Origin of the sequence: Nocardioides sp. (genome assembly GCF_050246775.1) — a bacterium.
In the GTDB taxonomy this organism is placed as follows: domain Bacteria; phylum Actinomycetota; class Actinomycetes; order Propionibacteriales; family Nocardioidaceae; genus Nocardioides.
Genome location: NZ_JBFWVK010000001.1, coordinates 1,972,363 through 1,998,240, shown reverse-complemented (window position 1 = coordinate 1,998,240; position 25,878 = coordinate 1,972,363). Strand labels below are relative to the sequence as shown.

The 25,878-nt window shown below is 70.8% G+C and carries 20 protein-coding genes; 4 read left to right on the top strand and 16 right to left on the bottom strand.

The window, feature by feature from the left end:
• Positions 1 to 4 precede the first annotated feature (4 nt).
• Positions 5 to 961, top strand: a complete 957-nt coding sequence (locus tag AB7I40_RS09465) for an EamA family transporter (protein ID WP_428347193.1) — start codon at positions 5 to 7, stop codon at positions 959 to 961.
• Here the strand turns inward: AB7I40_RS09465 and AB7I40_RS09460 are convergent.
• The 9 genes from AB7I40_RS09460 to AB7I40_RS09420 form a co-directional block, all read right to left on the bottom strand.
• On the bottom strand, positions 860 to 1,417 hold the full coding sequence (locus tag AB7I40_RS09460; protein ID WP_428347192.1) for a hypothetical protein: 558 nt from the start codon (positions 1,415 to 1,417) through the stop codon (positions 860 to 862). The genes AB7I40_RS09465 and AB7I40_RS09460 overlap by 102 nt on opposite strands.
• A 37-nt stretch (positions 1,418 to 1,454) precedes the next feature.
• Positions 1,455 to 4,391, bottom strand: coding sequence for a M36 family metallopeptidase (locus AB7I40_RS09455; protein ID WP_428347191.1), 2,937 nt, complete (start codon positions 4,389 to 4,391; stop codon positions 1,455 to 1,457).
• 100 nt (positions 4,392 to 4,491) lie between these two features.
• Positions 4,492 to 5,796, bottom strand: coding sequence for a cytochrome P450 (locus AB7I40_RS09450; protein WP_428347190.1), 1,305 nt, complete (start codon positions 5,794 to 5,796; stop codon positions 4,492 to 4,494).
• Positions 5,793 to 6,638, bottom strand: coding sequence for a sucrase ferredoxin (locus AB7I40_RS09445; protein ID WP_428347188.1), 846 nt, complete (start codon positions 6,636 to 6,638; stop codon positions 5,793 to 5,795). The genes AB7I40_RS09450 and AB7I40_RS09445 overlap by 4 nt, the downstream gene beginning before the upstream one ends.
• A gap of 14 nt (positions 6,639 to 6,652) precedes the next feature.
• On the bottom strand, positions 6,653 to 9,628 hold the full coding sequence (locus AB7I40_RS09440; protein WP_428347187.1) for a helix-turn-helix transcriptional regulator: 2,976 nt from the start codon (positions 9,626 to 9,628) through the stop codon (positions 6,653 to 6,655).
• 8 nt (positions 9,629 to 9,636) lie between these two features.
• Entirely contained in the window at positions 9,637 to 9,777 is a 141-nt protein-coding gene (locus AB7I40_RS09435; RefSeq protein WP_428347186.1) for a hypothetical protein, read from the bottom strand.
• Between the two features lie 102 nt (positions 9,778 to 9,879).
• Positions 9,880 to 11,025: an imidazolonepropionase gene (hutI, locus tag AB7I40_RS09430; RefSeq protein ID WP_428347185.1), complete on the bottom strand. Its 1,146-nt coding sequence runs from the start codon at positions 11,023 to 11,025 to the stop codon at positions 9,880 to 9,882.
• Complete coding sequence (locus tag AB7I40_RS09425) at positions 11,022 to 12,326, bottom strand: formimidoylglutamate deiminase (RefSeq protein ID WP_428347184.1); 1,305 nt, start codon at positions 12,324 to 12,326, stop codon at positions 11,022 to 11,024. The genes hutI and AB7I40_RS09425 overlap by 4 nt, the downstream gene beginning before the upstream one ends.
• Entirely contained in the window at positions 12,323 to 13,525 is a 1,203-nt protein-coding gene (locus AB7I40_RS09420) for an allantoate amidohydrolase (protein ID WP_428347183.1), read from the bottom strand. Before AB7I40_RS09420 ends, AB7I40_RS09425 begins: the two co-directional genes overlap by 4 nt.
• 97 nt (positions 13,526 to 13,622) lie before the next feature.
• Here AB7I40_RS09420 and AB7I40_RS09415 point away from each other — a divergent pair, with 97 nt between their 5' ends.
• Genes AB7I40_RS09415 through AB7I40_RS09405 form a run of 3 tightly spaced genes read left to right on the top strand, consistent with a single transcriptional unit; the run spans position 13,623 to position 16,129 of the window.
• Positions 13,623 to 14,156 (top strand): DUF1992 domain-containing protein, encoded by a 534-nt coding sequence (locus AB7I40_RS09415; RefSeq protein WP_428347182.1) that lies wholly within the window; start codon positions 13,623 to 13,625, stop codon positions 14,154 to 14,156.
• Between the two features lie 30 nt (positions 14,157 to 14,186).
• Positions 14,187 to 15,278, top strand: coding sequence for an HpcH/HpaI aldolase/citrate lyase family protein (locus tag AB7I40_RS09410; protein ID WP_428347181.1), 1,092 nt, complete (start codon positions 14,187 to 14,189; stop codon positions 15,276 to 15,278).
• On the top strand, positions 15,275 to 16,129 hold the full coding sequence (locus AB7I40_RS09405; protein ID WP_428347180.1) for an HpcH/HpaI aldolase/citrate lyase family protein: 855 nt from the start codon (positions 15,275 to 15,277) through the stop codon (positions 16,127 to 16,129). The genes AB7I40_RS09410 and AB7I40_RS09405 overlap by 4 nt, the downstream gene beginning before the upstream one ends.
• 12 nt (positions 16,130 to 16,141) lie before the next feature.
• Here the strand turns inward: AB7I40_RS09405 and AB7I40_RS09400 are convergent, their stop codons facing one another.
• The 7 genes from AB7I40_RS09400 to hutH all read right to left on the bottom strand — a co-directional run bounded on the left by AB7I40_RS09400 (position 16,142) and on the right by hutH (position 25,828).
• Positions 16,142 to 18,049 (bottom strand): primary-amine oxidase, encoded by a 1,908-nt coding sequence (locus AB7I40_RS09400; RefSeq protein ID WP_428347179.1) that lies wholly within the window; start codon positions 18,047 to 18,049, stop codon positions 16,142 to 16,144.
• Positions 18,050 to 18,061: 12 nt separating this feature from the next.
• A complete protein-coding gene (locus AB7I40_RS09395; RefSeq protein WP_428347178.1) occupies positions 18,062 to 19,075 on the bottom strand; it encodes an NADPH:quinone reductase in 1,014 nt (337 codons plus the stop codon).
• 38 nt (positions 19,076 to 19,113) lie between these two features.
• Positions 19,114 to 20,118 carry a M48 family metallopeptidase gene (locus tag AB7I40_RS09390; protein ID WP_428347177.1) on the bottom strand — a complete coding sequence of 335 codons (1,005 nt, stop codon included), beginning with the start codon at positions 20,116 to 20,118 and terminating at the stop codon, positions 19,114 to 19,116.
• 61 nt (positions 20,119 to 20,179) lie between these two features.
• Positions 20,180 to 21,061 (bottom strand): universal stress protein, encoded by an 882-nt coding sequence (locus AB7I40_RS09385; protein ID WP_428347176.1) that lies wholly within the window; start codon positions 21,059 to 21,061, stop codon positions 20,180 to 20,182.
• Between the two features lies 1 nt (position 21,062).
• The gene (locus AB7I40_RS09380; protein ID WP_428347175.1) at positions 21,063 to 22,523 is read right to left on the bottom strand and encodes an APC family permease; all 1,461 of its coding nucleotides are present in this window, start codon (positions 22,521 to 22,523) and stop codon (positions 21,063 to 21,065) included.
• 45 nt (positions 22,524 to 22,568) lie between these two features.
• Positions 22,569 to 24,290 (bottom strand): urocanate hydratase, encoded by a 1,722-nt coding sequence (hutU, locus tag AB7I40_RS09375; protein WP_428347174.1) that lies wholly within the window; start codon positions 24,288 to 24,290, stop codon positions 22,569 to 22,571.
• Positions 24,287 to 25,828: a histidine ammonia-lyase gene (hutH, locus tag AB7I40_RS09370; protein WP_428347173.1), complete on the bottom strand. Its 1,542-nt coding sequence runs from the start codon at positions 25,826 to 25,828 to the stop codon at positions 24,287 to 24,289. The genes hutU and hutH overlap by 4 nt, the downstream gene beginning before the upstream one ends.
• Between the last annotated feature and the right edge of the window lie 50 nt (positions 25,829 to 25,878).

Genomic DNA, 25,878 nt, shown 5'->3' with positions numbered 1-25,878 from the left:
TTCCATGGAAGATAAATGGCGCACCACTCTCTTCACGGCCGTCGCCCCGGCAGCCTGGGGCTCGTCGTACTACGTCACGGCGCACTTCCTGCCACCGGACCGCCCGTTCTTCGCAGCAGCGGTCCGGGCGCTCCCGGTGGGTCTGGTGATGCTCGCCTTCACCCGGCAGCTGCCCCGCGGCGCGTGGTGGTGGAAGGCGCTGGTCCTGGGCACCCTCAACATCGGGGCGTTCTTCCCCCTCATCTTCGTCGCCGGCTACCACCTGCCCGGCGGGATGGCGGCCACGCTGACGGCCACCTCCCCCATCGCGGTCATGCTGATCGCCTGGGCGCTCGTGTCTGAGCGCCCCGCCCTGCTCTCGCTGCTGGGAGCCGCCGTCGGCATCGCCGGGGTGGCCCTCCTGGTCCTGGACGGCGGGCTCAGCCTCGACTGGGTCGGGGTGGCGGCCTCGCTCGGGGCCGTGGCCATCTCGAGCCTGGGCTACGTCCTGGTCCGTCGTTGGCAGCCGCCGGTCGACATGCTGACCTTCTCGGCCTGGCAGCTGATCGCGGGAGGCCTGATGCTCGTGCCCGTGGCCGCGGTGGTGGAGGGTGCCCCACCCACGCTCGACACCCGAGCCATCGGCGGGTTCCTCTACATCTGCGTGATCGGCACCGCCCTGGCCTACGTCGCATGGTTCAACGGGCTCAAGCGGATGCCCGCAGGGGCGGTCTCGCTCATCGGGCTGGTCAACCCGGTCACCGGGACCCTGCTGGGAGTCGCCCTGGCCGGCGAGGCCTTCGGCGCGCTCCAGCTCGTGGGCATGGCGCTCGTGCTCGGCGGTGTCCTCGCCGGACAGCCCGCCGTCCAGGAGCTGGTCTCAGCCCACCTTCACGCTGACCGCGTTGGACTTGGTGTCGGTGTCGGAGTCGACGACCCGGAACTTGTTGACGCCGGTGCGACTGGTCTGCACGAACGTTGAGAAGGAGCCGTTGGTGACCGTGACGCTCACCGAGTAGAAGCCCACCCACGTGCCGTTCTCGAGCCGCTGCACCTGCAGGATCGACCCCTCACCCAAAGGGTAGGACCCGCTGAGGTCGATCTCGTCGAAGGACCCCACGCTGGCCTGGCCGGCCACCAGCTTGATCTCGCGCTTGGGCTTCTTCGTCGGGCTCGATGCAGGCGCCGAAGTGGTCGGCGTCGGGTCGCCGGGCGCCAGGGTGATCAGCGGCCCGGTGCCCTCCGCGGTCGGCGACGGGGTCGGCAGGTAGAGCGAGTCGCCGCCGGTCGCTGCTCCGGTGGCGTCCTGATCACCCCCGAGACCCAGGATCCGGGTCCCGAAGAGCGCGGCACCGCCGAGCAGCAACCCGACGACTGCAGCCACCGCAACAAGCGCGATGAGTCCGGTGAGGACGGGCCTTTCCTGTTTCTCCGACACCATCACATTGTTGCAAAGACCCCGAGCCGGACCCGCATCACGGCGTCGCGGCGCCGTAGACCTTGAGCTCGGTCAGGTCCGTGTAGGAGCACCCGGAGAACGCCCCGCCCGGACACGACGTCGCGAAGTCGGGGGTCTGGTTGCCCAGGATCGTGAACTTCACGAACTCCACACCGGCTGCGCCAGCTGTGGGCGGCACCGGGTTGAGCTGACCGCGTTCGGCTGCGGTGAAGGTGCCCTGTGCTGCCAGAGTCCAGGTGGTTCCATCAGGCGAGGTCTCGATCTGGTAGTCGCCGGTCGAGGCACTGCCGCCGTCCCCACAGGTCGCCGACGGATCCACGGCGAACTCAGAGACATCCACCGGCTGGCCCAGGTCGACCACGATGTACTTCGGCACGAAGACGTTCGTCGGCGTGCCCTCGTCGTCACCCGTGGTGCTCCCCCAGCCAGCGGCCTGGCTGCCGTCGATGGCAAGGTCCGGGCCGCAGGCCGGCGAGAAGTCCGGGCCGTTGAAGTCGGCGATGGACGCGCCGCCACTCGAGGCGGCCCAGTCACGCCGTACGGCGAAGTCCTTGACCGCGCCGGAGGTCGTGACCCGCACCGCCTTGGTGACCGGGTCGAAGCCGCCGCCGCTGACGCTCAGCTTGCGGTAGAGGCCGACCGGCACCGGGCCGAGACGGTAGGTGCCGTCGGCCTTGGTGACGCCGCTCGGGTTGACGACACTGTTGCCGCCCTGGAAGGCGAGGCTGACCGGCACGTCGGCCACGGGGTCGCCCGACGCCGCGTCGGTGACGGTCCCGGTGATGAACGCCTTGCGGACCGTGGTCGGCGGGACGTGGCGGTCCCAGGCGGGAGCCGCGTCGTCGCCGCCCAGCGAACCGGCGTAGAAGCCCATGCCCCGCTTGGCGAAGACCCGCCAGATGGCTGCCTGGTCAGCGCCGCGGAAGACGGCCGTGTCGGCCATCAGGATCGCGTTGCGCATGTCGAGGAACGACGGGTTGTAGGGAGCCAGCTCCATGGCCCGGGTCACGACGGCCTCGGACTTCTTGGCACCGAGTCGGTCGCGGAGGTCCCAGAGGGTCTGCGCCCAGATCTCGCCGTCGGAGTGCACCTCGGGCGAGCCGGAGACGTGTGCATAGTCGGCGTAGGTGTAGCCACCACGGTGCCCCGTCTCACCGCCGCCGCAGCGCGCGACCGGCTGGTTGACCTTGCAGTCCAGCGGCTCGGTGCGGTCGAGGTAGACCCCTTCGCCGTCGTAGCGGAACAGCACCACGTCGACCTTGCCCGGCTTGTCCACCTGCAGCTTGGAGTTGACCAGGGAGTCCATCGCGTACCAGTCGCTCCAGGCCTCACCCATCGAACCCGCCTGGACACCGCCCAGCGACGAGACCCCGTCGGGGTCGACGACCAGGCGGTTGGAGAGCCCGTGGGTGTACTCGTGGAAGACCGTGTCGGCCTCGTCGCCCACGTTGGTGGGCGCGAACGGGTCCTCGTCGGGGTACGACGTGCCGGGCTGGTGCTGCAGGTACATCTGCATCGTGGGCGCCATCCCGTCGGGGGGCGTGTCCATGTTGGCGTTGTCGATGTGCGAGCCGTCCGGCAGCCCGTTGTCGGTGTTCGCGCCGTCGTCGGTCTGGGTGTCGACGCGGTCGCCGCCCTTGCCCTTGCCGGTGAAGTTCTTCTGCTGGAAGTTGCCGGCCGCCTCGGTGAAGCCGATCGGGGACTTCATCAGGTGGTCGTGGAACTTGTTGACGAAGTAGAAGACCTGGGCGGCGTTCTGCTTGCGGTTCGCGCGCCAGGAGTACGGCGTCTCCGGGTCCCACGAGCAGGGCCACGGGTTGTTGCAGAACGAGACCCCGGGAAGCGCGAACGGCTTGAGGCGGTAGTTCCAGCGGTTCTTGTAGGACGGCGGCGCCTCCTCCGAGGCCTGGGGCGCGTTGTCGTCGTTGACGTCGGAGTAGGTGTGGGAGTTGTTGCCACGCAGCCGCTTGGCAGCCGGGCTCAGCCACCCGTGCTTGGTGTAGTTGACCGTGACCTGCTTGCCGCCACGGGCGTTGCCCGGGAAGAACGGGAAGGCCAAGCCGGTGGCGCCCTTGACGCGCACCTTCGTGTCGGCGCTGTTCTCGTCCTGGCCGAGGGGCCGGCGGAAGAGCACCCGGCCGCTGGCGGCATCGATGACGCTCAGGGCCGGCTCGTCGGCGGACATGGTCACGGTGCGCCAGGCGAGGTGGGTGCGGCCACGGGTCACGAACAGGACCTGCTCGGCGTGGTCGCGACTGCCGGGCCGGGTGCTGGCCTCACCGGTGTCCTTGCGGGACGCGGTGATCGCAGCCGCGCCCGTGGTGAGCTTGCTGGCCGACTTGGTCGGGGTCAGCAACGACACCGGCACCGGCGAACCACCGATCGTCAGCAGCCGGCCGTCGGCGTTGACCGAGGCCACGAGGCCGTAGCCGAACACCTTGTCGCCGTTGATCCGCTGGATCCACGAGAGGTGGCGAGTGCCTGCCACATCACGGTAGATCCTGCGCAGGTGCAGGGTCTTCAGGTCGGAGCCGATCAGGCCGAAGCCCGCCAGGTGGGCGCGCACGAAGCCCAGAGCCACCTTCGCCGGCGGCCGGTTGCTCGGAGGGGTGAGGTAGCCGTTGAGTCGGGCGACCAGGCGTGGGGTGCCCGTCGTGCCGTCGATGTCGACCAGGGCCGAGATCCCGAGGACGGACTGCAGCGCCTGGGTGGCCGGTCGCGCAGCTGCCGTCGCAGCGGTGTCGAGCGCGGCGGCGCGGGCGGCGGTCCCGGTGCCGTTGCGGGCGTCGTAGAACCCGCGGGCCTCCGCCTGGGTGCCGTGGTTCTCACCCGCCCCCGGGCCCGCCTTCGGCTGACCGGCGGCCACCGGGTTCGACATCGTCAGGGCGGTGACCCCGGCGACGAGGCTGGCGGTGACGATCTGGACGGAACGAGTGCGTGTGATCCTGGACAACGAGAACTCCTGTGTGAGCCTGCAGAATGCAACCTTCGTCACTCTTGCTCCCGAATGCGCCCTTGGCAAGAGATGATCCGGAAAAACTGTGGCTGGTTGGTCAACCTTCCGGCAGAGGTCGCACGGTGATCCGGGCGCCGTGTCGCGGGACGCTGGTGATGTTGCGGACCTTGGGCTCGTCGGCCTGCGTGGTCTCGACGTCGTAGGCCGCCAGCACCTCGCGCAACACCGCGACCCCCTCCATCAACGAGAAGCCGGCGCCGATGCAGCGCCGGACCCCGCCGCCGAAGGGGATCCAGGTGTTGGTGGGCGGACTGGCACCCAGGAAGCGTTCGGGTCGGAAGGCCTCCGGATCGGGGTGGTGGGTGGGATCGGCGTGGTTGAGCAGGATCGACGGGCCGACGGTGGCCCCCGCTGGCAGCGCGTAGCCACCCACCGTGGCCGGCTGCATCAGCGTGCGCACCACCATCGCGATGACCGGGTGCAGGCGCAGCGACTCCTTCATCACCGCCTCCAGGTAGGCGTCGCCGCCATCACGGGCGCGCTGGCGCAGCACGGGGTCGCGACCCAGCTCGTAGAGGGCCCAGGACAGGGCGGTGGCCGTGGTCTCGTGGCCGGCGAGGAGCAGGGTGACCAACTGGTCGCGCAGCTCGGCGTCGGAGAGCCGGTCGCCCTCCCCCTCGCCGCCGTCGGCACCCACCAGCAGGAGCCGCGAGAGTACGTCGGTGCGCGAGCGCAGGTCGGGTGCGGCACGACGGTCGGCGATCTCGGCGTAGATCAGCCGGTCGAGCTCGATCCGGTTGGTGACCTGGGTGCGCCACGGCCGGAACCGCAGCAGCCAGGGCCAGGCTGCCCCGGCCAGCAGCGCCGGGCTGACATTGACAATGGTGCGCACCCGGGGCCGCAGGGCCGCCAGCCTCGACTCGTCGGTGACCCCGAACACGACCCGCAGGATGACCTCCAGCGTGAGGGCGTTCATCCGGTCCAGCGAGCGGAACTCCACCCCGGGCTGCCAGCGGGCGACCTCGGCGCGGGCCAGTTCGGAGACGACGGCCTCGTAGCCGTGCAGCGCATGGCCGTTGAAGGCCGGCATCAGGAGCTTGCGGGCCCGCTTGTGGTCGCTGCCGTCCTGCAGCAGGAGCGAGTGCTCTCCCATGATCGGGCCGAGGATGGCGTTGCCCTTGCCTGCGTGGAAGACCTCCGGGTCGGCGGCGAAGATCTCCTTGGTGTGCTCAGGCCGGGTGAACAGCACCAGGGGGCGCCCGTGCGGGATCACCCTGACGGTGAAGGTGTCGCCGTACCTGCGCCGCAGGTGCGGGATGAACCGGTGCCGGAACCGCAGCAGTCCCATGCTCTGCACGAGGACGGGCAGTCGAGGACCGGGAGGGAGCGCAGGCTCGGTCATGTGCTGGACAGTAGCCCCGTCCTGGCAAGGTGCACCGGCACGGGCTTGGTGGCGAGGTCGGCGCAGCTCTGGCGGCGCGGCGGCCCCATGCTGGTGTGCACCACGGCCGAAGCGCGGTCGAACCTGACCTCGGTGAGGTCACCGGCGACGGTGGTGCCCGTCAGGACCAACGGTGGGCCGACCTCGCCCAGCAGGTGCACCTCGGCAGCCTGGACCGCCGGAGGGAGTCCGGCGCGTCCACGGGTGGAGGCGAGCGGGTGCCCGCCTGCGTCGATGTCCGCGCAGGCGGCGAGAGCAGTCACCGGGTCGAGCCGGCCCAGGGTGATCCCGCTGGGCAACGCGAGGAGGGTGCCCGCGAAGCGGTGCCCACCCAGGTGGGTGGTCTCCCAGGTGGCACCGGGCCAGCGGCGGCTGAGGGCAGCCGTCACCGGGCGCCCCAGCTCGGCACAGCAGACGTCGCGTCGACCATTGGTGCACACGAGCCAGAGCGGTTCGTCGTAGGGCGTCAGCCCCGGTGACCGGCCCTCGGCGAGCGCCGCCAGGTCCAGCCCGCCGAGCTCGGTGAGCCCGGAGAGAAAGGTGGTCTGGACCGTGTAGGAGGCGCCGTCGTGCCAGGCCAGGAAGACGGTCAGGCCCCGGCCCGGTTGCGCCCGGTGCCTCCGGATCAGCTGGACCCGGATCCCGTGGGGCACCTCGACGTGGCCGGCGAGGAGTGCCGGAGCATCCCGTGGCCACGGTCCGGCGTGCTCGACGAGCAGGAACGCTCGATCGGTCAGTGCCGTGCCTGCCATCGGCTCGTGATCGAGGCGCGAGGCTGTCGAGCAGCGGAAGTCGTCGGGCACGTCGTCGATTGTGCCTACTGCTCGATCAGTCCACGGCGGCGGGCGATCGCTGCGGCCTCGGTGCGTCCGGCGGCATCGAGCTTGCCCAGGATGTTGGAGACGTGCACGCTCACGGTCTTGGTGCTGATGAAGAGCTGCTTGCCGATCTCCCCGTTGCTGTGTCCCTGGGCCACCAGGGTCAGGATCTCGAGCTCGCGCGGCGTCAGGGTGGCCGCGCTGTCCTGGGCGCTCCGGGCCGGGGCCGCGCCGAGCTCCCGCAGCTCCAGCAGGAGCGCAGTGGCACCCAGCGCGCGGGCCGTCTCCCGCGCCTCATCGGCGACCAGCCGGGCCGCGACTGCATCTCCTGTCGCACGCAGCACCGTGGCCAGACCGACCCGGGCCCGAGCCCCCTCGTGCACATGGCCGAACTCGTCGAACAGCGCCACCGCGCTGCGCCAGGCGTCGATGAGCTCATCGGGTGTCGGTTTCTCGGTGTCCGCCAGCCAGCGCACCCGCAGCCACTCCGCCTCGAGGCGGCCCACCCAGGCTCGACCTTCCGGCCCCCACGGGTCGGAGGAGTCCTGGCTCTCGACCACGGCGCGGCCGTCGGCGTGGATTCGCCGGGCGTCCAGCAGGCGCGCGGCACGCTCGGCCGTGGTCGACCGTGCCAGCCCATCCGCGACCGCCCCGAGGGCGACCGCTGCGAGCCGGACCCGGGCACTGAACCGCTCATGCCAGATCCGCACCATCACCGCGACGGCGTCGTCGTAGGCACGCACGGCTCCGGCGGCATCGCCGCGGCGCCCGGCCGTCTCGATCTCCAGAGGACTGGTGGTGATGGCCAACAGACCTTCTGCGGGCCACAGCGCCCGCAGCGGCCGCAGCCTGGCTGCGACGTCCTCGCCCCGGGCCAGGGCGATCTGGAGTCGGAGGCCCTCGAGCAGCGCGGCCCCGATCGGTGGTGGGCTGTGGGCATCGACCTCGAGGAGGGCGAGCTCCTCCTCCCACCGACCCCGCACGTGCAGGACCCAGGCAAGCTGCCAGCGAGCCTCGAACCCGTATGGCGCCCACGTCACCCCGGCGGCCTCGGCCCGCTCGACCCCGCCGCGGAACCAGCGCGCCGCGTCGTCCCACTCGGCCCAGTCCTGGTGGGAACGGCCGATGTGGAACCGGCCTCGCAGCTCGGTGTCGATCGCGCCGGACTCCTGCGCACGTTGCACCGCCAGGGCCAGCGAGGCGCGCAGTGCCTCCTTCGGTCCCGAGCGCTTCAACCCGCTGAGCGTGGTGACCGCGTCGCTGGCCACCGCCCCCAGGTCGAGCCGCTCGGCCAGCTCGAGCGCATCGAGACCGAAGCCCTGCGCCTCGTCGTAGCGGCCCTCGTGGGCCAGCATGCGGGCATGCAGAGCAAGTGCCTGAGCGCGCAGCTTGGTCGCCTCGTCCGGCAACAGCGCCACGGCCTCGGCCGAGACCTTGACCGGTTCCTCGTCGGGCTCGATGACGTCCAGCGCAGCCGCTCGGGCGATCAACAGGCGTGCGCGCCACGAGGGCGGTGCGTCGGTCGGCAACCGCTGGAGCTGCTCGAGGACCAGCGCCGCGGCCCGGCCCGGGTGACCGCTCGCCATCAAGGCGCTGGCGGCGCTGGCCGCCAGTTGCGAGACGTCGACGGCCAGGTCGTTGGGGCGGCGTCGATCGGCCATCAGCTCGAGGGCGAGCTGATAGTGCTGCGATGCCTCGTCGGGACCGCCGACGGTCATCGCCTCGTCACCGGCGCGGATGCCGGCCTCCAGCGCCGTGTCGAAGTCCATGGCCAGGCGCGCGTGCCGGGCCAGCTCGGCTGCTGTCCCGAGACCCCGGCGCTCACGCAGGGCGTCTGCGTAGCGGGCATGCAGCCTGACTCGCTCGCCGGGCAGGAGGTCGTCGTAGGTGGCCTCACCGAGCAGGGCGTGACGGAAGGCGTAGGCGGAGCCCTGGGCCACCAGCACGTTCATCTCCACGGCCTTGCGGACGGCGGTCTCCAAGGCACCGGGTTCGATGTCGGTGGCGGCGGCGAGCAGCTCATGGGTCACCCGCCGCCCGGCGACACTGGCCGCACGCACCACCTGGCGCGCGGTGTCGTCCAGGCGGTCGAGGCGCACCAGCAGGACGTCGGCGAGGTCGGAGGGCACCCAGCGCCCCGGCCCGCTGGCAGCGCCCACCAGCTCCTCGACGAAGAACGCGTTGCCCTCGGCGCGGTCGACGATGCCTTCGACCTCGTCCTGATCGAGTGGCTCGGGGTGCAGCTGGAGCACGAGCGCACGCACGTGATCGGGGGCCAAGGGCCCGAGCTGGAGCCGTTCGACACCGCGCACCCTGCTCCACTCGGCCACTTGGGTGCGCAGGGGATGACGCCGGTGCAGGTCGTCGGAGCGGTAGGACACCACGATCGCGACGAGTCCGCGAAAGGGCCGGGAGAACAGGAAGCTCACCATGTCGCGCGTCGACTGGTCGGCCCAGTGGGCGTCCTCGATGACCAGAAGCAGCGGGGCCGCGGCTGCGACGGCCTCCAGGACGGCGTGGACCGCGGTGAAGAGCTCACCTCGGTCCAGGGCTCGCAGATCGTGCGAGGCGTCCTGGGACATCACCCGGCGCCCGGGCTGGAGGCGCGCGAGGGCGGGGTGGGCGCGCGCCACCTCGGCGACCACCTCGGGCCGCTCGGCACTCAGGCGGCCGATCACCTCGGAGAAGGGCAGGTAGGGAAGGGCACTGTCACCGAAGTCGAGGCAGTGACCGGCGACGACCTGCCACCCCCCCTCGACGGCGACGTCGCGCAGCGCCGTCAACAACCGCGTCTTGCCCACCCCGGCGTCGCCCGAGAGCAGGACCGCGTCGGGGATCAGGGCATCAGGGGACCTCGTCGGACGCACACCAAGCAGGGAGGTCAACTCCGTCAGCTCGGCCTCGCGTCCGACGAGGTCGCGATCCAGATGTCCGGGCGGTGCCACGTCGCCCATGATCGCAGTTGCGACCGACACCCCGGGTCCTAGTTCAGTCGTCCGGGGGCAGCGGGGCGCCGCAACCGGTGCACGCGCCTGCTGCGGCGTACGCCGGAGCGCACCCGGTCGGTGCGGTAGTCCAGCTCGGACTTCACGAAGGCCTCGGACCGCAGGAACTCGTTGCTCATCTCTGTCTCCTCATCTCGTCGATGAGTCGAGACTCGTCCTCTGAGGTAGGCGCGCACATCGGGCGACTTCCCTATCTCTGCTCGATCCCTGCCAGCCCTACCTCAGAGGACCGGGCGCCCGCCCAGCCAGGTCTGGGTGACCAAGGGGACCCCGGGGCGGTAGGCGAGGTGGACGAACGAAGGCGCTTCGAGCACGGCCAGGTCAGCGCGGTCGCCGACCCGCAGGGAACCCACGTCGCTCCGGCCCAGGGCTGCGGCGCCCCCGGCGGTGGCCGACCACAGCGCCTCGGCCGGCGACATGCCCATGTCGCGCACGGCCACGGCGAGGCAGAACGGCATCGAGGAGGTGTAGCACGAGCCAGGGTTGCAATCGCTGGCGATCGCCACCGTGACCCCGCGATCCAGCAGGTCGCGCGCATCGGGGTAGGGCTGGCGTGTCGAGAACTCCACGCCCGGGAGCAGGGTCGCGATGGTGCCGGAGTCCGCCAGCGCGGAGATGTCGGCGTCGTCGAGGAAGGTGCAGTGGTCCACGGCGACCAGCCCGAGCTCGCAGGCCAGTTGCACCCCGGGGCCGAGCCCGAGCTGGTTGGCGTGCAGGCGCCCCTTCAACCCGTGCGCCGCCCCGGCTCGGAGGATCTGCCGGGCCTGGTCGGCGTCGAAGGCACCGCGTTCGCAGAAGACATCGATCCAGGTCGCGTACGGCGCGGCCGCCTCCAACATGGCCCCGGTGACCAGATCGACGTACGTCGCCGGGTCGGTGTCGGCCGGCACCACGTGGGCGCCGAGGAAGGTGGTGTCCTCGGTGAACTGCCGGGCGATGGCCAGGCTCCGGGCCTCGTCCCTGGTGGTCAGCCCGTAGCCGCTCTTGATCTCCAGGCTGGTGGTGCCCTGGTGGCGCATCTCCCGCACCAGCCTGGCCACGTGGCTGGTCAGCTGCTCGTCGGTGGCCGCTCGGGTGGCGGCCACCGTCGTGCGGATCCCGCCGGCGCCGTACGGCGTCCCGGTCATGCGGGCCTCGAACTCGGCGGAGCGGTCGCCGGCGAACACGAGGTGGGAGTGGCTGTCGACGAACCCGGGGATCACCGCTCGCCCGGCGAGGTCCACGTGGTGGTCCGCGGACGGCGCCCGCGTGGCCTCGCCGACCCAGGCGATGGTGGCGCCCTCGATGACGATCGCCGCGTCGTGACGGACCGGTTGCTCGTCGTGGGTGGTGAGCTCGCCGATGTTGGTGATCACGGTGCTGGTCATGCCCACACCTTCTCGATGGCGGCGTCGAGCTGGCGCCCGATCTCGTGCCGATCACCCTGCCGCACGACGACGACGCCGTCGACCATCACGCTGGTCACGTCGGCGCCGGTGGCCGCGAACACGGCGGTGTTCTCGTCGCGGCCGGTGCCGGCCGTCCGCGGCGAGCTCACGTCGAGGGTGACGAGGTCGGCGCGGTGGCCCACCGCGATGGATCCGGTGTCGGCCCACCCGAGGGAGTCGTGACCGGTCGTCGTGGCGGCGGCGAGCAGCTCGGTGCTGCTCCAGTGTCCGCGTTGCTCGGAGGCAAGGCGCTCGTGGAGCTCCACGGCGCGCATCTCCTCGAAGAGGTCGATGACCGCGTGGCTGTCGGAGCCGAGGGTCAGCGGTGCCCCGGCGTCGTGCAGGCGCCGGCTGGGGCCGATGCCGTCGCCGAGATCGCGCTCGGTGGTGGGGCAGAAGCAGGCCCGGGTGCGGGTGCGGCCGAGCGTGGCGACGTCCTGGTCGGTGAGGTGCGTGGCGTGCACGACGCTGGTGCGCTCACCCAGCGCTCCCTCGGCCTCCAACAGCTGGGTCGGGGTGAGGCCGTAGGCCGCCAGGCACTCGTCGTTCTCGGCGCGCTGCTCCGACAGGTGCACGTGCAGGGGGCCTCCCGAGGTCCCCTGCACGAAGCCGGCGAGCGTCGCGATCTCGGCGCGCGGCACGGCGCGCACGGAGTGGATGGCCGCACCGGCCAGGTGTCGGCCCGGGTCGAGGGCATCCACCCGCTCGGCCCAGCGGTGTGCGTCGCCGTCGTCGAAGCGACGCTGCACTCCCTCCGGAGCCCTGCCGATGCCGGCCGCGAGGTAGCAGGTGTCGAGCAGGGTCATCCTCAGGCCGGCCTGCTCGGCCGCCGCGATCAGGGCGTGCCCCATCTCGTTGGGCTCGTCGTACGGCGTGCCGTCGGGCTGGTGGTGGAGGTAATGGAACTCCCCTACGCTCGTGATCCCGCTCGCCACCATCTCCCGGTAGGTCGCCAGGGCCAGCTCGAAGTAGGTCTGCGGGGTCAGGCGTGCGGCCACGGCGTACATCTGGTCGCGCCAGCTCCAGAACGTGCCCCGCTCGCGTTGGGTGCGGCCCCGCAGGGCCCGGTGGAAGGCGTGGCTGTGGCAGTTGGCCAGCCCCGGAAGCGTGAGACCCCGGACCGTCACGGCCTCCTCGGCGGCCGGCGCCACCTCGGTGAAGCGGCCGTCCACCACGGTGATGCGCACGTGGTCGGCGATCCCGGTGGGCAGCAGGGCGCGCTCGAGGACGACCGACGTCATGAGGTGAGTCCGGCCAGGGTGTCGGCCAGGGCCTCGACGCCGGCCAGGCAGTCGGCCATCTCGGCCGACTCGGCCGGCGAGTGCGAGACGCCGGTGGGGTTGCGGACGAACAGCATGGCGGTGGGGATCCCCGCCGCGGACAGGACGCCGGCGTCGTGCCCGGCCTGGGTGGGGATGACCGGCAGGCCGCCGGCGTGGGCCAGCTCCTGGGCCAGCTCCTGGGCCAGCGGACGGGAGAACCGCACCGAGGCGGAGACTGACTCGGCGGTGACCGCCAGCGTCGTCCCGTCCCGCTCGGCACGCTGCTGGCCCTGCCGCGCGATGAGGGTGACCAGCTCGGTCAACGCCTCGTCGCTCGCACAGCGCGCGTCCAGCCACGCGGTCACCTTGGAGGGGACGGCGTTGGTGCCGTTGGGCTCGACCGCGACCCGTCCGAAGGTGGCCCGCTGTCCCGACAGCCGGGCCTGCTTGTTGGCCGCGAGGGCGGTCATCGCATAGGTGAGCATGGGATCGTGGCGGTCCTCCATGCGCGTGGTGCCCGCGTGGTTGGCCTCCCCGGTGAACTCGAACCGGTAGCGCCCGTGCGGCCAGATCTCGCTGGCCAGCCCCACAGCCGCGTCGCGGTCGACCAGGTCACGACCCTGCTCGACGTGGAGCTCCACGAAGGTGCCCACCCCGTCGAGGAGCGTGGAGCCGGTCGACGGGTCCAGCGAGGCGGCGGCCCACGCGTCCTCCAGTCGTACGCCGTCCCGGTCGGTCAGTGCCGCAGCCTCGGACAGCTCCAGCCCGCCGGTCATCAACCGTGACCCGAGGCAGGCCAGCCCGAAGCGCGAGCCCTCCTCCTCCACGAAGGAGCCGATCCCGATCCGTCGGTCGGGCACAAAGCCGCGATCACGGAGCACGTCGAGCGCGGCGAAGGCGGACACGACACCCAGGGGGCCGTCGTAGGCGCCACCGTCCAGCACCGAGTCCAGGTGCGAGCCGGTCAGCACCGAAGGTCGCGAGGAGGGCGTGTCCCACCAGGCCACCGCGTTGCCGAAGCCGTCGTACTCGACCTCCAGGCCACGCTGGGCCGCGGCCTCGGCGAACCAGGCCTGGCACTCCCGCTCCGCAGCGGTGAACGGTTGACGGAAGTAGCCGCCGGTCGCCGATGACCGGCCCACCGGCGCCAGATCGCGCCACATCGACTCGAAACTCACCACCCCAGTCCATCGACTGCCCGTACTGCGGTCAACCGGACCGGCCCGGCGGCGGTCTCGCATCCGAGACACTTGGCCGACTCGGTAGATTGGGGGCGTGCCCGAGAGCAAGGACACCCCCGACGAAGCGCGCGACAAGCGCACCGGCGGCTCCGCCGCCGCAGCCCGTGTGCAGCACCAGGCCCACTGGGTGGACCTGCAGATCCAGCAGGCCATGGCCCGCGGAGAGTTCGACGACCTGCCCGGCTACGGGCGCCCGATCGAGGATCTCGACGGCCGTCACGACCCCGACTGGTGGCTCAAGAAACTCGTCGAGCGCGAGCAGCTCAGTGTGCTGCCGCCCGCCTTGGCGCTGCGCAAGGACGACCTCGAGCTCGAGGAGGCGCTGGACCGCCTGGCCAGCGAGTCGGAGGTACGGCGCGAGCTGGAGGCGTTCAACGAGCGGATCCGCAGGGCCCGGATGCAGCTCACCGGAGGCCCGCCGGTGGTGACTGCGATGCGCGAGGTCGAGGTCGAGGTCGAGGCCTGGACCGCGCGTCGCCGGGCCCGGTTGACCAGTCGGCGCGGGCAGCCCGAGGAAGCACCGCGACCCCGCAGGCGCTGGTGGCGCAGTGGGATTCGTCATACCTGACACCGGCGTCGCGCTGCTAGCGTCCGCAGCATGCGCAGCGCCAAGGACTTCTTCGCCCCCCTCGCCGTCGGAGCGCCCGCTCCCCTGCACGAGATCCCGGCACGCCCCAGCCGCGCCATCCACTTCTTCGATCCCAGCAACGCCAAGATGGCGGCCAAGATCCCCCAGATGGTCGGCTCCGTCGACGTACTCCTGGGCAACCTCGAGGACGCGGTCAAGGCCGACAACAAGCTGGCCGCCCGCGAGGGCCTCGTGGCGATCGCCCGAGCGACCCCGGACCTGGGCGGGCCCGGTGGCCGGACCCAGCTGTGGACCCGGGTCAACTCCCTCGACTCGCCCTGGGGCCTGGACGACCTGACCACCCTGGTGGGCGAGATCGGCGACAGGCTCGACGTCATCATGGTGCCGAAGGTGCAGGGCGCCGAGGACATCCACTACGTCGACCGGCTGCTGGCCCAGCTCGAGGCCAAGGCCGGCCTGACCCGGCCGATCCTCGTGCACGCGATCCTGGAGACGGCGCGTGGCATGGTCAACGTCGAGGAGATCTGCGGCGCCTCCCCGCGCATGCAGGGGCTCTCGCTCGGCCCGGCCGACCTCGCCGCCGACCGCCGGATGAAGACGACGCGGGTCGGCGGAGGACACCCCGGCTACCTGGTCCGCCAGGACCCGACCGACGGTGAGATCGACGCACCACGCGCGGTCCACCAGCAGGATCTGTGGCACTACACGATCGCGCGCATGGTCGATGCCTGCGCCATGCACGGCATCTACCCCTACTACGGCCCCTTCGGGGACATCGCCGACGTGGTGGCCTGCGAGGACCAGTTCCGCAACGCCTTCCTGCTCGGGTGCGTGGGCACGTGGTCGCTGCACCCCAAGCAGATCGCGATCGCCAACAAGGTGTTCAGCCCGAGCGTCGAGGACATCGCCCACGCCCGCCGGGTGGTCGCCGCCCTCGAACGTGACGGGGGCGACGGCACCGGCGCGGTGATGCTCGACGGGAAGATGGAGGACGACGCCTCGCTGAAGCAGTGCCTGGTGATGGTCCACCTCGCCGAGGAGCTGGCCGCGATCGACCCGGAGCTGAAGAAGCTCTACGACGCGATCGAGGTGACCGCATGAGCGACTTCCGCCCTCGACGCTCGGTGCTCTACATGCCGTCGTCGAACGAACGGGCCCTGGAGAAGGCGAAGTCGATCCCCTGCGACGCCCTCATCCTGGACCTCGAGGACGCCGTCGCACCGGCGGCCAAGGCGGACGCCCGCGCGGCAGCGTGTGCAGCCGTACGCTCCGGCGCCTACGGTCGTCGCGAGCTGACCATCCGGGTCAACGGCATGGACACCGAGTGGCATGACGACGACCTCGCCGCGGCCTGCGCGGCGGGCCCGGACGCGATCGTCGTCCCCAAGGTCAACTCCGCCGCCGAGGTCCGCACGCTCGTGGCCGCCATGGCCGATGCCCCCGAGCACACCAAGCTCTGGGCCATGGTCGAAACCCCGGTCGCGATGTTCAACGCACTCGACATCGCCACCGCGTCCGAGCGTCTCACCGTGCTCGTGATGGGCACCAACGACCTCGCCAAGGAGCTGTACGCCGAGCATGTTCCGGGGCGCCAGCCGCTGCTCACCGGCCTGTCGCTCGCACTGTTGGCGGCCCGGGCGGCCGGCAAGGCCATCGTCGACGGCGTCTACAACAACGTGAAGGACGCCGACGGATTCCTGGCCGAGTGCACCCAGGGTCGCGAGATGGGCTTCGACGGCAAGACCCTGATCCACCCCGGGCAGGTCGAGGGCGCCAACGCGGCCTTCGCCCCCTCCGAGCAGGCCGTCGAGGACGCCCGCGGCATCCTGGCCGCCTGGCAGGAGGGCGCCGGCTCGGGCGTCGTCACCTACAACGGCCGGATGGTGGAGAACCTGCACGTGGAGTCGGCCGAGCGGATCCTGTCGATCCACGAGGCGATCACGGCGCTGTAGGAACCTGGCCGCTCAGTGGCAGTGCCCGCCCTCGCGACCGGGCGAGGGCGCCACGTCGATCGAGGGGTTCTGATCGAAGAAGCCGAACGGCTTGAGCCAGAACGAGACCGTGTCGGCGGGCATGATCGGCCAATCCTCCACCCGGGTGATGTGGTGGATGCCGAAGACGTACCAGAGCACCACGTCGGTGTTCTCGAGCGGCTCGTCGTCGGCGATCCAGCGCGTCATCCCCTCGTCGTGCTCCGACTGCGTCGGGTAGGCGCCGGCCGGCCAGCGCTCATCGTCATGGTGACGGGTCACCCACACGGTGTGCCCGATGACGGGGGCGCGCAGGAACTGAGGTGTGTCCGGGTCCATCAGGGAGGGGATCGAGGCGCTGGGGACCAGCTTGTAGGCAGGGTTGGTGCCGACCTTGTTGGTCCGGTTGGGGTTGACCACCTTCCAGGACCGCTGCGTGTCCCAGTTGAAGTCGCGTGCGGCCCGCGACTCCGAGACCACCGGGGTCGCCTCGGTCACGACAGCCAGGCCGTAGGGGTTGTCTGTCGACACCGGCAGGGCCATGGAGTCGACCTCCATCACCGTGTTCTCGTTGCCGTCGACGTCGAGGTCGAGGCGCGCCACGAGGAAGTGCTGGTGGAACGGGGCATAGGTCTGCTCGTCGACGACGGTGCCGGAGCGTGGAGGTCCCGTCTCGGGGTCGAACGGGGTGGTGACCATCAGGCCGGTCGCACGGACCTCGCACTCGATGTTGCCGTCCTCGTAGAACCGCCAGTAGAGCAGGTATTCGTAGTTGGCCACGGTGGCGTGGCACGAGATGACCATCCGGCGCATCCGCCGCACCTCGGCACCATGGTGGTGGTCGACGTGCTTCCAGAGGACGGCGTTGTCCTCCTCGTGCAGGCAGATCGCATTCTTGATCGTGTACGGCGTCCCCGTGGTGTCGTGCAGGACCGCGTCCACGTAGCGGATCTCACCGAGGCAGTCGCAGCCCAGCTCGAGAGAGGTCGTCATGAAGCCCAGACCCCACTCGCCGATGTCGAAGGCGGTGCGGCGGTAGTGGTCGAAGGAGGCGTCGCGGTAGGGCACCACCATCTCGGCCAACGACAACCGGTAGGCGATGTCACGCTTCGTGCCGTGGTCGTCGTAGGCGACCTGGTAGAGCACCGGGCCCTCGCGGTAGTTGAACCCCAGGCGCATCGACCAGTTCTGCCAGGTGAGCTCGGTGCCCTCGATGGTGAAGGAGACTCCCTCGGGCTGGACGATGTCGAGTGGTGTGAGGTCCGTGCGGTGCTGGCCGGTCCACGGCCCCACGACGTACTCCGCGTCGACCTCGGGCTGGCCGTGGTCGTGGTCGTTCTCGAGCGCGAGGAGCTCCAGGGTGTTGACGTCGACGACCACCTTGAGACCGGAGACGGGGTGGGCGTAGAGGTTGCCCTCGGGCGTCGCCCTGTACCAGATGTCGCACCAGCCCAGCCGCCGATCGCGCCACTGCTCGGGCATGAGGGCCTTGGCGTAGGTCCACACCTCGATGGCGACCAGGGACAGGTCGGTGATCCCTCGTTCGGCGAGGGCGGCGATCACGTCCGGGTGGGCACGCATGGCCGCGTCGACCTCGGCGTACTCGTCGGTGGTGAAGTGCGGGGTGACGCCGGGGACGTGGGTCCAGGACTCGACCCGGTCGCCGCTCAGGTCGACGACACCCTCCCAGGTCTGGTTGTCGTCGCGGTTCCACAGCACCGCCAGCGCCGTACGGCGCACGGGGTCGCCGGGCTGCCAGGACCGGACCTCGGCCTTCGGGGGCTCCTGCAGCTCGATCGACGCGAAACGCCAGGACCGGTTCAGTCCCAGCTCGCGCCTGAGGATCGCTGCGGTCTGCGTGAACTCGTGCTCTCCCAGAGAGTCGAGCGGGTGCCGTGACATGGCGTCACTCTGTCAGAACGCGACGTCGATGAGTACCTTTCCCACCGCACCCCGCTCGACGGCCACGTGGGCCTCAGCCGTCTGCTCCAACGTGAAGCGGTGCAGGGGCAGGCCCGCCTCCGGGCCGACGCGTAGCGCCCCGTCCCGTACGGCGGCGAGCACGTCGGCCACCGCGGCCGCCTTCGCCGCACCCGTCACGGTGTAGACGAGGATCCCGTGCCAGTTCAGGTTGGCGGCCATGGACGGCCGGACCGGAAGGGTGACCTCGTCCCCGCCGTTGTTCGCGTAGAACGCCACCGTCGCCCCCGGCGCGGCCACGGCCAGGTCGAGGGCGGCGTTGACGGCCGGCGCGACCTCGACGACCAGGTCGACACCGCCCGGCGCCTGGGATCGGATCGCGGACGCCGCGTCCTCGGTGCGGTAGTTCACGACGTGGTGGGCTCCGGCCGCGGTGGCCAGGGCCGCCTTCTCGGCGCTGCTCACCGTGGTGATCACGGTGGCCCCGGCCCAACGAGCCAGCTCGATGGCCGCATGGCCCACAGCCCCCGCCCCGCCGGCCACCAGCACGACCCGCCCGTCGAGGGCATGGGGCGCCAGTCGCTCCGGCCCGGCGAGGGTGAGGGCGCGGTGCGCCGTCAGCGCGGGGATGCCGAGGCTGGCGCCGAGGTCGAAGCTGGCGTCGTCCGGCAGCTCGACGGCCTGCGGCGACGGCAGGGCGACGTACTCCTGGGCAGTCCCCTCGGCACGCTGCCAGGCGGCTTCCCACACCCAGACCCGCTCACCGATCCGGTCCGTGGAGACGCCCGCACCGACGGCGGTGATCACGCCGGCACCGTCCTGGTTGGGCACCCGGTCCTGGGCGTCGCCGGTGGCGGTGGCTCCCGACCGGCTCTTCCAGTCGGTCGGGTTGACCCCGGAGACATGGATCCGCACCAGGACCTCGCCGGCACCCGGGACAGGCACGGGACGCTCGGTCAGGGACAGGACCTCGGGACCACCGGTCGAGCGGTAGACGATTGCTCTCATGGGCCCATCATCTCCCCCGGACCATCATCCCCCCTGGGCTAGGGCCGCAGCCTGTCGTCGAGCCACAACTTGGCCGACCCCATGAAGCCGGCCGCGTCGTGGACCAGTCGACCCAGGGCGTCCTGGGTGTTGCGGAAGCTGTCGGCGTAGCTCCTGGCGGCCTCGGCAGCAGCGTCGGTGACCTTCGCTGTCGCGTCGTCCTCGCGCCGCGGATAGGTGCCGCCGAGCACCGCCGTGTAGGCACCGGAGTCGACCCAGCGACGCAGTTCGGTTGCCCGGACCACGGCGAACGGGTGGGCCCGGTTCTCGACCAGGAAGGCCTTGAGGATGGAGTCGCGCAGGTCACCGGTCTCGTGGTACTCCGCGCCCTGGGCCAGGAACGACGTCGCGTCGAGGTTGTCGAGGCTCCCGCCGCTGGCCAGCTTCATGTGGAAGCGGAAGGCGGCAGCCGGATCCTGCGCCGCGAGCAGACCGGCCCGGTCGGCGGACAGCTCGGCCTTGCGCGACCACTCCATCAGGGAGGCGGTGATGGCGCGGACGCCGAGGAACCCACCGGGCACGGAGTTGAAGACCCCGGTGAGGTGGATCAGCCGCTGCAGCATCGTCCGGTAGACGGCGTGCCCGCTGACGGCGTGGCCGAGCTCGTGACCGATCAGGAAGCGCAGCTCGTCCTCGTCGAGCAGGTCGACCATCGCGGAGTTGATCACGATCACCGGCTCGTTCATGCCGACGGTGACCGCGTGGAGGAAGGGACTGGCGGTGACGAAGAGCTCGGGCAGCTGCTCGACATCGAGGGTTGTGCCCACCTCGGCGAGCAGCCGGTGCAGCACGGGGAACTGGCGTTCGTCGACGCGGACCGCCGAGCCCAGCAGCATCAGCCGGATGGTCCGCTCCCGGACCAGGCCGGACATCAGCTTGAGGATCGAGTCGAAACCCTTGAGCTTGCGCAGCGCCACCAGGGCACCTTGGTCCGCCGGGTGCTCCCAGGTCCGGGAGCTGACACCAGGCAGGACGGTGCGTGCCCGAGCAGGCTGCTTCTTCATGGCCGGGATCGTGTCACGATCGCGGCGGGCCCGCCGTGAAACCCGGGATTTGGGTGATCGATCAATGCACGACCACCACCGGCACGGGCGAGTGCCGCATGATCTTGCTGGCGTTGGAGCCCAGGAAGACCCGGGCCAGCAGGTTGGTCGAGGAGGACCCCACGACCAGCACGTCGTCGCGCTCCCAGGGCAACCCCTCCAACGCCTCGGACCAGTTGTGACCGGTCGCGACCACGCTGTCGACGTCGCTGATGGTCCCCTGCTCCCGGAGGCCCTCGATGGCTGCCGCCTGTGCCTGGGTGGACTGCTCCACGAACTGGCTCAGCACGAGGTCCTCGCCGAGCACCTCGGGCGGGTACATGGTCCGGCCCAGCACCCCGAACGTGGCGACCCGCAGGCTCGCCCCGATGTCCCGGCAGATCTCGGCCGTGCGGACCAGCGCCGCGTGCGAGGACTCGTCCCCACGGAACGCGCACGTGGCTCGACCGATGCGACCCTCGGCCGGCGGCCGGTAGCCGCGAGGCGCGAGCGCCACCGCCACCGGGGAGGAGTGCAGGAGCCGGTCCGCCGTGGTGCTGACCACCACCTTGCCCCAGCTGCCGTCCGAGCCCGACCCCACGACGATCATGGCTGCGCCGCACTTCTCGGCCTGGTCCGCGAGCGTGCCGGGGATCGATCGTCCGGGGACCGCGATCGCGCGTGCAGTGATCTCCGGGCACGCGGAGGCGAGCAGGGCCTCCGCCTCCGCCACCGCCTTGGCCCCACGCTCGCGGGCCCAGTCGACGTACTCGCGGTCGGTGTGGCCGGCGACCGGGGTCGGCCAGGGAGCCGGTACGACGCTCACCACCAGCAGGTCCTGCCCCGAGGAGCGGGCGAACGTGGCGGCGAGGTCGAGCGCTGAGCGTTCACTCTTGCCCGGGGCGAAGCCGACGACCAGGGTCATCTCACAGCACCTTGTCCTGGGTCTGGGGGCCGTTGAGGATGGAGTTGCGGCGACCCCAGAAGAAGTAGAACGCCATCACCACGAGCAGCCAGCACCCGAAGATCAGCCAGGTGACCGGGGCCAGGCCGGACAGCACGTAGACGCAGGCGACGACCGTGAGGATCGGGGTGACCGGGTAGCCCGGCACCCGGAAGGGACGCTCGAGGTCGGGCATGGTGCGACGCAGCACGATGATGCCGATCGCGACCACCGAGAAGGCCATCAGGGTGCCGATCGACACGGTGTCCCACAGGTAGTCGGCGGGCACGAACCCGGCGATCAGACTGACCACCACCCCCACGAAGATCGTGTTGAAGGTGGGCGTGAGGGTGCGCGGGTTCACCTCGGCGAACTTCGCCGGCAGCATCCGGTCACGCCCCATGGCGAACAGGATCCGGGTCTGGCCGTAGAGGGTGACCAGGGTGACCGAGAAGATCGAGATGACCGCGCCGGCAGCCAGGATGGTCCCGGGGACGTTCGAGCCGGTGATGTTCTCCAGGATCACCGACAGCCCGGCGCTCTGCTGCTCGTCGCTGGAGAACTCCGCCAGCGGCTGCGACCCCACACCGGCCACGGCGACCAACACGTAGACAGCGACGACGATGACCAGGGCGCCCATGATCGCCCGAGGCAGGGCCTTCTGCGGGTTCTTCACCTCCTCACCTGCGGTGGAGACCGCATCGAGGCCGATGAAGGAGAAGAAGATGGTGCCGGCGGCCGCGCTGATCCCGGCCGATCCCGACGCCCAGAAGTTCTCGAAGCGGTCAGCCTGGAAGGCCGTCAGGCCGATGATCACGAACATGATCAGCACCCCGAGCTTGGTGAGCACCATGATCGTGTTGACCTTGGCCGACTCGCTGGCCCCTCGGATCAGCAGCATCGTGCACATGATCACCAGGACCACGGCGGGTAGGTTGATGATCCCCGTGGTGCCGCCGTCCACCGGGATGGGCGAGTAGGACAACGAGTCCGGCAGGGTGAAGCCCACGGTCTTGTCGAGCAGTTCGTTGAAGTAGCCGCTCCAGCCGACCGCGACCGCCGAGCCCGCGACGCCGTACTCCAGCAGCACGCAGGCGGCGATCACCATCGCGATGCCCTCGCCCATGGCGTGGTAGGCGTAGGAGTACGTCGACCCGCTCACCGGGATCGCGCTGGCCATCTCGGCGTAGCACAGGGCCGACAGCCCGGCTGCGAGCCCGGCGATGAGGAAGGACACGATGACTGCCGGCCCGGCGTCCGGCACGGCCTCCTGGAGGACGAAGAAGATGCCGGTGCCGACGGTGGCGCCGACCCCGAACATGGTGAGCTGGAACGTGCCGATCGTGCGTTCGAGCTCTTCGCCGGAGTGGTCACCGGCCTTCTTCAGCGGCTTGCGACGGGCGAGCTGCGCGCCCAGACTCGGTCGGGTGTTCAGGTCTGTCATGGCCGCTCCGTCCCTGGGCTCCGGCGGAGCGCCATTTTCGGGACGCTAGTGGTCCGGACCGTCGTCTGGGAAGACCCCGGCGGCAGATTGTCCGACAATTCCTTCGGTCATCGGGATCCTTACGCCCCGTTCGGCAGCCACCTCGGCCGCCCGGTCGTAGCCGGCGTCGACGTGTCGGATGACCCCCATGCCGGGGTCGTTGGTCAGCACGCGCTCGATCTTCTCCGCAGCCAGCGCGGTGCCGTCGGCGACACACACCTGGCCGGCGTGGATGGAGCGTCCGATGCCGACGCCGCCGCCGTGGTGGATGCTCACCCAGGTGGCACCGGAGGCCGTGTTGACCAGGGCATTGAGCAGGGCCCAGTCGGCGATCGCGTCGGAGCCGTCCAGCATGGCCTCGGTCTCGCGGTAGGGCGAGGCGACCGAACCGCAGTCGAGATGGTCGCGACCGATCACGATCGGGGCCTTGAGCTCGCCCGAGGCCACCATCTCGTTGAACTTGAGGCCGGCCAGGTGACGTTCGCCGTAGCCCAGCCAGCAGATCCGCGCCGGCAGGCCCTGGAAGGCCACCCGCTCGCCGGCCATCGTGATCCACTTGTGCAGGCGCTCGTAATCTGCCGATTCATGGCGAGGGAAGAGCTCGAGGATCGCCTTGTCGGTCGCGGCGATGTCGGCCGGGTCGCCGGACAGGGCGGCCCAGCGGAAGGGCCCCTTGCCCTCGCAGAACAGCGGGCGGATGTAGGCCGGCACGAAGCCGGGGAACTCGAAGGCCCGGTCGTAGCCGCCCTTGCGGGCCTCGTCACGGATCGAGTTGCCGTAGTCGAACACCTCGGCCCCGGCATCCTGGAACTCCACCATCGCGCGGACGTGGGTGGCCATCGATTCCTGGGCGCGCTTGGTGAAGCCCACCGGGTCCTCGGTGCGCTCGCGCTCCCAGTCCTCGAAGGCCGTGCCGGCAGGCAGGTAGAACAGCGGGTCGTGGGCAGAGGTCTGGTCGGTGACGATGTCGATCGGTGCTCCGGACTCCAGCAGCTCGGGGAGCAGCAGAGCGGCGTTGCCCAGGACGCCGATGGACAGCGCCCGCTTCTCGTCGCGGGCCTGCACGGCCATGGCGACCGCGTCCGCGAGGGAGTCGGCCTGGACGTCGAGGAAGCGGTGCTCGATGCGCCGGGTGATCCGGGACTGGTCGCACTCGATGCAGATCGCCACGCCGTCGTTCATGGTGACCGCCAACGGCTGGGCGCCGCCCATGCCACCGAGGCCGGCGGTGACCGTGATCGTTCCGGCCAGCGTGCCGCCGAACCGCTTGTCCGCGACAGCGGCGAAGGTCTCGAACGTGCCCTGGAGGATGCCCTGGGTGCCGATGTAGATCCAGGACCCGGCCGTCATCTGTCCGTACATCGTCAGGCCGAGGTCCTCGAGCCGACGGAACTCCTCCCAGTTGGACCAGTCGCCGACCAGGTTGGAGTTGGCGATCAGGACCCGCGGCGCCCACGGGTGGGTGCGCATCACGCCGACCGGCTTGCCCGACTGCACGAGCATGGTCTCGTCGTCCTCGAGGTCCCGCAGTGTGCGCACGAGGGCGTCGTAGGCCTCCCAGTTGCGGGCGGCCTTGCCCGTGCCGCCGTAGACCACGAGGTCCTCGGGGCGCTCGGCGTTCTCCGGGTCCAGGTTGTTCATCAGCATCCGCAGCGGCGCCTCGGTCTGCCACGACTTCGCGGTCAGCTCGGTGCCGGTGGCGGCGTGGATGGGAAGCCTGTGGTTCATGCGAGTGCTCCAATCGTGTCCTCGACCGCGGCGAGCACGGCGCCGGAGCGCACCAGCTGGAAGGCGGTCTCGATCTCGGGTGACAGGTGACGGTCAGGGCCGGGGCCCTGGATGCCGGCGGCGCGCAGGGTGCGCACGACGGCGGCGGTGGCCGGGGAGGGGACGAGCGGTGCCCGCATGTCGAGGGCTCGCGCGGCGGTCAGCACCTCGATGGCCACCACCCGGGTGAGGCCGTCGACGGACCTGCGCAGCTTGCGGGCGGCCGACCAGCCCATCGACACGTGGTCCTCCTGCATGGCGCTGGAGGGGATCGAGTCCACCGAGGCCGGGTTGGCCAGGCGCTTGAGCTCCGAGACGATGGCGGCCTGGGTGTACTGGGCGATCATGTGGCCGCTGTCCACCCCGGGGTCGTGCGCCAGGAACGGGTTGAGGCCGTGGTTGCGCGCCTTGTCCAGGAACCGGTCGGTACGCCGCTCACTGATGCTGGCGACATCGGCCGCCACGATCGCCAGGAAGTCGAGCACGTAGGCCACCGGGGCGCCGTGGAAGTTGCCGTTGGACTCGACGCGGTCGCCCACGACCACCGGGTTGTCGACGGCGCTGGACAGCTCTCGCCCGGCCACCTGGGCGGCGTACTCCACGGTGTCGCGGGCGGCCCCTTGCACCTGCGGCGAGCAGCGCAGCGAGTAGGCGTCCTGGACCCGGTTGCAGTCCGGGCCACGGTGCGAGGCGACGACGCCGGAGTCGGCGAGGATCCGGACCAGGTTGGCCGCCGAGGCAGCCTGCCCGGGGTGCGGGCGGATGGCCTGCAGCTCGGGCGCGAACACCCGGTCGGTGCCGAGTTGACCCTCGACCGACATGGCCGCGGACACGTCGGCGGTGCGCAGCAGCATCCGCAGGTCGGTGATGGCCATCACGAGCATGCCGAGCATGCCGTCGGTCCCGTTGATCAGCGCCAGGCCCTCCTTGGGCCCGAGCTCGACGGGGGCAAGTCCGGCCTTGGCCAGGGCCTCCGCGGCGGGCATGAGGACGCCGTCGGCGTCGCGCACGTCACCCTCGCCCATCAGCGCGAGCGCGCAGTGCGAGAGCGGTGCGAGATCGCCGGAGCAACCCAGGGACCCGTACTCGTGCACCACCGGCGTGATGCCATGGCTGAGCAGGTCCGCGAGCAGCTGCGCGGTCTCGAGCCTGATCCCGGTGTGACCGGTGGCGAGCGTGGACAGGCGCAGCAGCATCAGCCCACGCGTCACCTCACGCTCCACCTCGGGACCGGAGCCGGCCGCATGGGAGCGGACCAGGGACTTCTGCAGTTGCGCGCGCATCTCGGCCGGGATGTGCCGGGTCGCCAGGGCGCCGAAGCCGGTGGAGATGCCGTACGCCGGGGTGGGGGCCGCGGCCAGCCCTTCGACCACACCGCGGGCCCGCTCGATCGCGGTGCGGGCCTCGGCGCTGATCACGACCGGGGCACCGTGGCGCGTCACGGCGAGTACGTCGTCGAAGGACATCGGGCCGACCCCGACTTCAATCACAGCTGTCATGGCTTCATCAAACTCCCGCGGCCCGCAGGGGACCAGAGACCGAAGGCAGC